General features: G+C 70.8%; 7 protein-coding genes. 1 reads left to right on the forward strand and 6 read right to left on the reverse strand.

The genetic code is table 11. The annotated features are described in order from the left end of the window. Positions 1-99: 99 nt before the first annotated feature. The 6 genes from treS to GWI24_RS33675 all read right to left on the reverse strand — a co-directional run bounded on the left by treS (position 100) and on the right by GWI24_RS33675 (position 9,007). Positions 100-1,836, reverse strand: coding sequence for a maltose alpha-D-glucosyltransferase (gene treS / locus GWI24_RS33650; protein WP_210949842.1), 1,737 nt, complete (start codon positions 1,834-1,836; stop codon positions 100-102). Further along, complete coding sequence (locus GWI24_RS33655; protein WP_210949843.1) at positions 1,833-3,827, reverse strand: alpha-1,4-glucan--maltose-1-phosphate maltosyltransferase; 1,995 nt, start codon at positions 3,825-3,827, stop codon at positions 1,833-1,835. Before GWI24_RS33655 ends, treS begins: the two co-directional genes overlap by 4 nt. Positions 3,828-4,109: 282 nt before the next feature. Beyond that, positions 4,110-5,342, reverse strand: a complete 1,233-nt coding sequence (locus GWI24_RS33660; RefSeq protein ID WP_210949844.1) for a S8 family peptidase — start codon at positions 5,340-5,342, stop codon at positions 4,110-4,112. Between the two features lie 68 nt (positions 5,343-5,410). Then, entirely contained in the window at positions 5,411-6,274 is an 864-nt protein-coding gene (locus GWI24_RS33665; protein WP_210949845.1) for a helix-turn-helix domain-containing protein, read from the reverse strand. A gap of 75 nt (positions 6,275-6,349) precedes the next feature. Continuing rightward, positions 6,350-7,144 carry a pectate lyase gene (locus tag GWI24_RS33670; RefSeq protein ID WP_210949846.1) on the reverse strand — a complete coding sequence of 265 codons (795 nt, stop codon included), beginning with the start codon at positions 7,142-7,144 and terminating at the stop codon, positions 6,350-6,352. A 27-nt stretch (positions 7,145-7,171) separates the two neighbouring features. Beyond that, complete coding sequence (locus tag GWI24_RS33675) at positions 7,172-9,007, reverse strand: rhamnogalacturonan lyase (RefSeq protein ID WP_247617226.1); 1,836 nt, start codon at positions 9,005-9,007, stop codon at positions 7,172-7,174. A 222-nt stretch (positions 9,008-9,229) separates the two neighbouring features. Here GWI24_RS33675 and GWI24_RS33680 point away from each other — a divergent pair. Further along, positions 9,230-9,617: DUF3417 domain-containing protein (locus tag GWI24_RS33680; RefSeq protein WP_308344175.1), on the forward strand; the 388-nt coding region annotated here is incomplete at its 3' end.

Genomic DNA, 9,617 nt, shown 5'->3' on the forward strand with positions numbered 1-9,617 from the left:
CCCCGGCCTGCCGTCGACCGTCCGCGGCGCCATCGTGGCTGGTCGCGCCCACGCGGCGGAGCCGCATATCGACACAGCCCCGCGCCCCTTCGGGGCGCCTCAGTCGGCCCAGTGCCCCGCCGCTTCGCCGCGCCGCAGCCGGAACCAGTAGAAGCCGTGCCCTGCCAGGGTGAGCAGATACGGCAGCTCGCCGATGGCCGGGAAGCGGACCCCGCCGATCAGCTCGACCGGATGGCGGCCGGCGAAGGACTGCAGGTCCAGCTCGGTGGGCTGGGCGAAGCGCGAGAAGTTGTTCACGCACAGCACCAGGTCGTCCTCGCCGTCCCGGGTCCTCGGGGCCTCGCGCAGGAAGGCGAGGACGGCCGGGTTGGAGGACGGCAGCTCGGTGAAGGAGCCGAGCCCGAAGGCGGGGTTCTGCTTACGGATCTCGATCATCCGGCGGGTCCAGTGCAGCAGCGAGGACGGGCTGCTCATGGCCGCCTCGACATTGGTGACCTGATAGCCGTAGACCGGGTCCATGATGGTCGGCAGGAACAGCCGCCCCGGATCGCAGGAGGAGAAGCCCGCGTTCCGGTCGGGGGTCCACTGCATGGGGGTGCGCACGGCGTCGCGGTCGCCGAGCCAGATGTTGTCGCCCATGCCGATCTCGTCGCCGTAGTAGAGGATCGGTGAGCCGGGCAGGGACAGCAGCAGCGCGGTGAACAGCTCGATCTGATTGCGGTCGTTGTCCAGCAGGGGCGCCAGTCGTCTGCGGATGCCGATGTTGGCCCGCATTCTCGGGTCCTTGGCGTACTCCGCGTACATGTAGTCGCGCTCTTCGTCGGTGACCATCTCCAGCGTCAGCTCGTCGTGATTGCGCAGGAAGATGCCCCACTGACAGCCGGAGGGAATGGCGGGGGTCTTGGCGAGGATCTCCGAGACCGGGTAGCGGGACTCGCGCCGCACCGCCATGAAGATGCGCGGCATCACCGGGAAGTGGAAGGCCATATGGCATTCGTCGCCGCCCGCCGAGAAGTCGCCGAAGTAGTCGACGACGTCCTCCGGCCACTGATTGGCCTCGGCCAGCAGCACGGTGTCCGGATAGTGGGCGTCGATCTCGGCCCGGACGCGCCTGAGCATCTCATGCGTCCGGGGCAGGTTCTCGCAGTCGGTGCCCTCCTCGGCATACAGATATGGGACGGCGTCGAGCCGGAATCCGTCGATGCCCAGGTCCAGCCAGAAGCGCAGGGCGGCCAGTACCTCCTCCTGGACGGCGGGGTTCTCGAAGTTGAGGTCCGGCTGGTGCGAGAAGAAGCGGTGCCAGTAGTACTGCTTGCGTACCGGATCAAAGGTCCAGTTGGAGGTCTCGGTGTCGACGAAGATGATCCGCGCGTCCTGGTACTGCTTGTCGTCGTCGGCCCAGACGTAGTAGTCGCCGTACGGTCCGTCCGGGTCGCCGCGGGACTCCTGGAACCACGGATGCTGATCACTCGTGTGGTTCATGACAAAGTCAATGATCACGCGCATCCCGCGCTGATGAGCGGCGTCGACGAACTCCACGAAGTCGGCGAGGTCCCCGAACTCCGGCAGCACGGCGGTGTAGTCCGAGACGTCGTAGCCGCCGTCGCGCAGCGGTGAGGCGAAGAACGGCGGCAGCCACAGGCAGTCCACGCCCAGCCACTGCAGATAGTCCAGCTTGGCCGTCAGGCCCCTGAGGTCGCCGACGCCGTCGCCGTTGCTGTCCTGGAAGGAGCGGACCAGGACCTCGTAGAAGACCGCGCGCTTGAACCAGTCGGGATCGCGGTCGCCCGCGGGCGTGTCCTCGAATGTGTCCGGTACGGGCTCGTTGACGATCATGTTGTGGGTGACCCTCCGATCGGTGAGGACGGTCGCAGGGACAGCACATGCGCCGGAGCCATCTCCCGCCCCGGCTCCAGGCGCACATAGTTGTCCCTGCCCCAGTGATAGGTCTCGCCGGTGAGCTCGTCGCGCACCGGGACGGACTCATGCCACTCGAGGCCGAGTTCCGGCATGTTCAACGAGACCGTCGCCTCCTGGGTGTGGTGAGGGTCGAGGTTGACGACCGTGACCACACATGAGTCGCCCGCGCGCTTGGAGTAGACGATGACGGAATCGTTGTCGGCGTGGTGGAATCTGAGGTTGCGCAGCCGGCGCAGGGCGGGATGGCGGCGGCGCACCCGGTTCAGCCGGGCGAGCAGCGGGGTGATGGTTCTTCCCTCGCGCTCGGCCGCCGCCCAGTCGCGCGGCCGCAGCTGGTACTTCTCCGAGTCCAGGTACTCCTCGCTCCCCTGTCGCGCCGGGGTGCTCTCGCACAGCTCGTAGCCCGCGTAGACGCCCCAGGCGGGGGAGAGGGTGGCGGCGAGCACGGCCCGCACCGCGAACGCGGGGCGGCCGCCCTCCTGGAGGTAGGCGTGCAGGATGTCGGGGGTGTTGACGAAGAAGTTGGGCCGCATCCAGGCGGCCGCGTCCCCGGACAGCTCGGTGAGGTAGTCGGTGAGCTCCTGCTTGGTGTTCCGCCAGGTGAAGTAGGTGTACGACTGGTGGAAGCCGACCGCGCCGAGGGTGTTCATCATCGCCGGGCGGGTGAACGCCTCGGAGAGGAAGAGGACATCGGGGTCGGTGCGGTGGATGTCGCCGAGCACCTTCTCCCAGAAGACCACCGGCTTGGTGTGCGGATTGTCCACCCGGAAGATCCGCACCCCGTGCGCCATCCAGAGGCGCAGCACCCGCTCGGTCTCCCGGACCAGGCCGCGGAAGTCCCGGTCGAAGGCTACGGGAAAGATGTCCTGGTACTTCTTGGGCGGGTTCTCGGCGTACGCGATGGTGCCGTCGGCGCGCTGGTGGAACCACTCGGGGTGCTGGGAGACCCAGGGGTGGTCCGGGGAGCACTGGAGCGCGAAGTCCAGCGCCACCTCCATGCGCAGCTCCCGGGCGCGCGCCACGAAGTGGTCGAAGTCCTCGAAGGTGCCGAGGTCGGGGTGGATCGCGTCATGGCCGCCGTCGGCCGAGCCGATGGCCCAGGGCGAGCCCACGTCGAAGGGGCCCGCGGAGAGCGTGTTGTTGGGGCCCTTGCGGAAGGCGGTGCCGATGGGGTGGACCGGCGGCAGATAGACCACGTCGAAGCCCGCGGCGGCGATCGCGGGCAGCCGCTCGGCGGCGGTGCGCAGGGTGCCGCTGACCGGCCGCCGGCCCTCGGCCACCTTGGCGCCCTCCGAGCGCGGGAAGAGCTCGTACCAGGAGCCGAACAGCGCCCGCTCCCGGTCCACCTGGAGCGGCATGGGGCGCGAGGAGGTGACCAACTCCCGCAGCGGGTGGCGGTCCAGGGCCGCGGTCACATCGGGCGCGAGGGCGGCGGCGAGCCGGTCGGCCACCGGGCGGCGCTCGTCGCGCAGCCCGTCGACGGCCGCCAGCACCGCCTCCCGGCCGTCGTTCTTGGGCACTCCGGCGGCGGCCCGCTCATGCAGCCGGGCCCCCTCCTCCAGGACCAGATCGGTGTCGATCCCGGCCGGGATCTTGATGCGGGCGTGATGGCGCCAGGTGGCGATTGGATCGCTCCACGCCTCGACCGTGTATGTCCAGCGGCCGGGCGCGCCGGGGGTGACCTCGGCGCCCCAGCGGTCGGTGCCGGGGGCGAGTTCACGCATCGGGGTCCAGGGGCCGGAGCGTCCGGACGGATCCCGGAGGACCACATTGGCGTTGACCGCGTCATGGCCCTCCCGGAACACGGTGGCACTGACCTCGAAGGTCTCGTCCACCACCGCCTTGGCGGGGCGGCGGCCGCAGTCGATCAGCGGGCGGATATCCAGAATGGGAATGCGACCGATCATAGGATCACCTGACGGCAGTGCGGATGGAGACGCGGGGGCGGCTTTTGTCCTTTGTATCGGTTTTGCCGCCGGGCGTTGGGTTGCGGGCATGACAGCTCCTGTCCGCGTTCACTCTGGTGGGCGGATGGGGGTCGGCCATGGGGGGCGCGCGTGGAAAGCCTTCCCCTGCGGAATGGGGAGACAATCCGGGTTCCCGTTAACTACCGGTTCGTAACGCCGGGTACATGAACCGACCCCGCCCGTAGGCGGGGCCGTCCACGCCCGATGCGTTCTGTGTTTACGTCAGTTGGCCACCCGCAGCAGACGGTTCGGCGAGCCCGCGCCCGCGCCGCCCACCCGGCCCTTGCTCGCCCCGGCCGTCAGCGCGGCCCCGACCTGGGCCGGGGTCGCGAAGCGATGGCCGGCGAGGTACAGCGCGGCGGCGCCCGCGACATGCGGGGCCGCCATCGAGGTGCCCGACAGCGTCCTGACCGCCGTATCGCTCGCGTTGGACGCCGAGACGATCCGGTCGCCGGGGGCGAACAGGTCAATTCCCGGGCCCCAGTTGGAGAAGCCCGAGCGCCGGTCGGCGCGGTCGGTCGCGCCCACCGTGAGCGCCCCCGGCACCCGGCCCGGCGAGAACGAGGCGGCGGGCCGGTCCTGGTTGCCCGCCGCCACGGTGAAGACCAGACCGGCGGCGATCCCCGCCCGCACCGCCGCGTCCCATTCGGGCAGCGGGGTGGCGGCCGCCGAGCCCAGGCTCAAATTGACTACCGCGGGCCGCCTGGCGTGTCGCAGCACCCAGTCCATTCCGGCCAGCACCTGCGCGATGGTGCCCTCGCCCCGGTCGTCCAGCACCCGTACGGCCACGATCGTGGCCTCCTTCGCCACGCCGTAGCGGGTGCCCGCCGCCGTGGCGGCCACATGGGTGCCATGGCCGTTGCCGTCCTCGGCCACCGGATCGTCGTCCACGAAGTCCCAGCCGGAGCGGGCCCGGCCGCCGAAGTCCTCATGGGAGGTGCGGACCCCGGAGTCGATCACATAGATCGTGGTGCCGCGCCCGCCGCCGCGGGGCGCGGTGTACGCCCCGTCCAGCCGCCGGTCCGGCTGGTCGATCCGGTCCAGACCCCATGGCGGCCGCGCCCGGCCGCGCGGCGGGGCCGGTAACCGCGTCCGGGACCAGCGCAGGGACACCCGCTCGTCCCGGGTCACCGAGGCGATGCGCGGATCGGCCGCCAGCCGCCCGGCCTGTGCCGCGTTCGCCCGTACCGCATAGCCGTTGAGCGCGGTGCGGTAGACCCGGCGCACCCGCGCCCCGTACCGCTCGATCAGCGCCCGGCCCGCGCCGGACGCCGCCGCGGGCGCTCCCGCGCCCGGCTTCAGCGCGACGATATAGCCTTGGGTCCGCGCCGCGCCCGTGGCCTGGACCCCCTGCGCGGGAACGGTCTGAGCGGGCGACAAGACCACCAGGACCACCGCGACGACGGCGGCCGGCGCCGCCACCCTCCGCCGGGGGCCCGCAGATGCGCATGCCATGGAACGATCCCCTCCCCAACTCGAGGGCGTAAGCCTCGCGTGGGACGAAAGATCCCTACAAGGGCGCATCAGGGGGCGTAAAACGCGACGGTCTCCCTCGACAGCAGCCGCAGCGCCGCCTCCGACGGCGACCCCGGCTCCGCCCCGTACATCAGCAGGGCCTGACCCCCCGAGTCCGGCAGCCGGGTCATCTCGAAGTCCAGCTCCAGCGGCCCCACCAGCGGGTGGTGGAAGGACTTGGTGCCGAACGAGCACCGGCGCACCGGATGGCGCGACCACAGCGCCGCGAACTCCCCGCTCTTCATGGTCAGTTCGCCTATCAGCTCCGCGAGCCGCCGGTCGTCGGGGTGCGCCCCGGCCACCACCCGCAGCGAGGAGACCGCGCGCCGCGCCTCCCCCTTCCAGTCCGGATACAGCTCACGGGTGTGCGGATCGAGGAACAGCATCCGCTGGGTGTTGGGCCGCTCGTCGGGGTGCTCGGGCGCGTCGGCGGGCAGATGCCCGGCGATCAGGGCGTGCCCCAGCGGATTCCACGCCAGCACGTCGAAGCGCGGGCCGAGGACCACGGCCGGTACGCCGTCCATCGCGGCGAGCAGCCGCCGGGTCGCCGGGCGCGCGGACTCGGCGCGCTGCGCGGGGCGGCGCCCGGCGCGCGGCGGACGGGCCAGGTTGCCGAGGTGCGCCCGCTCGTCCGGGCTCAGCCGCAGCGCGCGGGCGATCGCGTCCAGCACCCCGTCCGAGGCGCCGGTGGACTGGCCCTGCTCCAGCCGGGTGTAGTACGCCACGCTCACCCCGGCCAGCTGCGCCAGCTCCTCGCGGCGCAGCCCCGGGACCCGGCGCCGGGTCCCGTACGCGACCAGGCCGACGTCCTCGGGGCGCAGCCCGGCGCGGCGGGTGCGCAGAAAGCTCCCCAGCTCAGCAGTCGTGTCCATACCCACCAGTGTCCGGTACGGGCACGCGCCGTGCCTGTCCCTGTGAGGGTCAGGCACGGCGCGGCCATGGGGCGATCACTTATAGGTGATGTCGGAGCCGCTGTACTTGCAGTAGGTGACGTCGGGGCCGCTGCCGTTCTTGCTCGGCTCGGCGCCGGTGTTGTTCCCGATATACTTCTGGCACGGGACGATCTTCTTGCTGCTGTCGCCGACGATCGTGATCCCGCGCAGGGTCAGCGAGTCGCCGTAGTTGGTGTTGATCCCGCCGATGACCTTGCCCGGGGCGGTGATCTCGGTGTTGCTCACATTGATCGTGCGCTTGTACTGCGAGGAGCAGTTGCCGCAGGAGCGGACGAAGGTCGAGAAGTCCTGCCCGGCGAAGCCCGAGATGTTGAGCGTGCCGCCGCCGTTGAACTGGAAGATCTTGTCCGCGGCCTTACGGGCGCCGCCACCGATGACATTGAACGTCTTGCCGGTGCCGCGGAAGGTGGCGGCGTCCTCGCCGACGTCCTCCCACCAGACGTTCTGCAGGGTGCAGCTGCCCTCGCAGTGGACGCCATCGGCGGCCGGGGCGCCGATGATGACGTTCTTCAGGGTGGCGCCGTCCTTCAGCTCGAACAGCGGGCCCTGGTCCTCCTCCTGGCCGTCGCCGCCGAGGTCGCCGGAGCCGTAGTAGCGCTTCATACCGCCGTCGGTGGTCCCGCTGACGCTGATGGTCTTGGAGACCGCCTGCGGGGTGCCGCTGGGCGTGGGCCAGGTGGCGGCGGAGGCCGTGGACAGGGTCAGCCCGGTGGTGATCGCGCCCGCGGTGAGGGCGACGGCGCCGAGGGCCCCGGCTATCGCCCGGTGCCGGGTGCGTTGTTCAGCCATGTCGGATCTCCTTCTCTGTGGGGGGTTTCACGGGGTGGTGATGGCCGGCCGCGGCGGGGTCGCCATCTTGTCGCCGATGAAGAAGCTGGGGTGCGGGGGCTGGTTGTAGGCCGTGTTCTGCCAGGCCAGCGCCTCGCGGTACTGCCGGTCGTGGAGCAGCGTGGTGATCTTCCGGTCGGTCTCGTACGGCGTGGAGTAGATCCGCAGCGCCTTGTTGTCGCTGGTCGGCCAGACCACCTCCTCGCGCCAGTCGCCGAGGATGTCGCCGGACAGCGACGGGGTGGCCTTGGTGCCGTTGTTGGAGTGCACCCCGGAGCCGGTGAGCAGCCGGGTGTCACCCGAGGTGTCGTACTTGTCGATATGGGTGCCGTCCAGCAGCTCGCGCACCGGATCGCCGTCCCACCAGGCCAGGAAGTTGATCGAGGAGGGCTTGCGGCCCTTGGCGCCGCCGCCCTCGTCGCGGATCTGGTCGTCCCGCGCGGACCACATCTCGGCGCCGTCGTTGCCCGCCCAGATGTCACCGGCCACGCCGCGCCCGTTGTCGCCGCCGGACGCGGTGGACCACAGCACCTGGCCGGTGCGGGCGTCGGCGAAGTACGAGCCCGGCCTGGCGGAGTCCTCGTCCACCTTGAAGTACTCCAGGCCCGCCCGGGAGGGGTCGAGGTCGCCGAGGTGGGCGGCGTCGCCGTGGCCGTTCTTCGTGGTCCACAGCCCGGAGCCGTTGTCGTCCACGGCCATCGAGCCGTAGACGATCTCGTCCCTGCCGTCGCCGTCCACATCGCCGGTGGCCAGCGCGTGGTTGCCCTGGCCGTCGTAGCCCTTGCCGGTGTTGGTGGAGCTGTTGGTGTCGAACGTCCACTGCCGGGTGAGCTGGCCTCCGCTGAACCTCCAGGCGGAGATCACGGTGCGGGTGTAATAGCCGCGCGCCTCGATCAGCGAGGGGGTGGAGCCGTTGAGATACGCCGTCCCGGCCAGGAAGCGGTCCACACGGTTGCCGTAGGAGTCGCCCCAGGAGGAGACGGTGCCGCGCGGCGGGACGTAGTCCACCGTGCTCATCGCGGCGCCCGTACGGCCGTTGAACATCGTCAGATATTCGGGTCCGCTGAGCACATAGCCGCTGGAGTCGCGGTAGTCGGCGGAGGCGCTGCCGATCGTCTTACCGGCGCCGTCCACCGTGCCGTCCGCGGTCTTCATCGCGATCTCGGCCTGGCCGTCGCCGTCGTAGTCGTACACCTGGAACTGGGTGTAGTGGGCGCCGGAGCGGATGTTGCGGCCCAGGTCGATCCGCCACAGCCGCTGCCCCTGCAGGGTGTAGCCGTCGACGACGGTGTTGCCGGTGACGCCCGACTGGGAGTTGTCCTTGGCGTTGGTCGGCTGCCACTTCAGGACGAAGTCCAGGTCGCCGTCGCCGTCGAGGTCGCCCACGGAGGCGTCATTGGCCTCGTAGGTGTAGTCCGAGCCGCCCGCCGGGGGTGAGATCGGCACATCGTAGTACCCCGGGCGGAACTGGATGGCGCTCGACGAGGCGGGCTGCTCGACTCCGCCCACGATGGCCCGCACGGTGTAGTCCGCGCTGTTGGGGGCGTCCTTGTGGAGGTAGTTGGTCGTGGTGATGGGGGAGGAGTTGACCTTGACACCACCCCGGTAGAGGTTGAACGTCACACCGTCCGGGTCGGTGGCCAGCCAGCGCCAGCTGACCAGGTTGTCATTGCCGGTGTGCACGCTCACCAGCCCCCGGTCCAGCTTCTCGAGCTGGGCCGCGGCGGCCGCCTTCGGCGTGGGCCCCTTGCCCTCGGCGGCCTCCGAGACGCTCACCAGCGAGGTGACGGCCAGCGCGCCCGCGGCGCCCAAGGCGGCGAGCATCCGGCCGCGGGGCGGCGTCCTCCGCACCGGGGATCTGGGCGGATGAGCGGGGGGCGGAGTGTGCGAACTGTCCCGAGAGCGCACGTGGTCCTCCAAGGCATGGGGGGAAGGTGTGACCCCTAGTCGTCCCCTTGGCCGGAAAGGTTGCCGCCTTCGGGCCGACTTCTCGGGAGCGGGGCGAAACAGCCGAAACAGGGACTCGTCGGCCGCTACCGTCAAAGGGTGAAGGCCATTCGTCGATTCAGCGTGCGCCCCGTCCTTCCGGAGCCCCTGCGACCGCTCAACCGGCTGGCGCGCAATCTGCGCTGGTCCTGGCACCCCGAGACCCGCGAGCTCTTCGAGTCCGTGGACCCCGAGGGATGGCGGGAGTCGGGCGGCGACCCGGTGCGGCTGCTGGGCGCCGTGCCCCTCTCCCGGCTCGCGGACCTCGCCGAGGACCGCTCCTTCCTGCGCCGTCTCACGGCGGCCGCGGATGATCTGCACGACTATCTGACCGGGCCCCGGTGGTATCAGGGGCGGGTCGCCGCCGAGGACAGAGCCGGGCCGACCCCCGTCGAGTCCGTACCTACGGTGTCCCCAGGCGCGCCCGTGCCATCAGGCACGTCCGTAC

This window comes from Streptomyces sp. MK37H, assembly GCF_018035285.1.
Taxonomy (GTDB): domain Bacteria; phylum Actinomycetota; class Actinomycetes; order Streptomycetales; family Streptomycetaceae; genus Streptomyces; species Streptomyces endocoffeicus.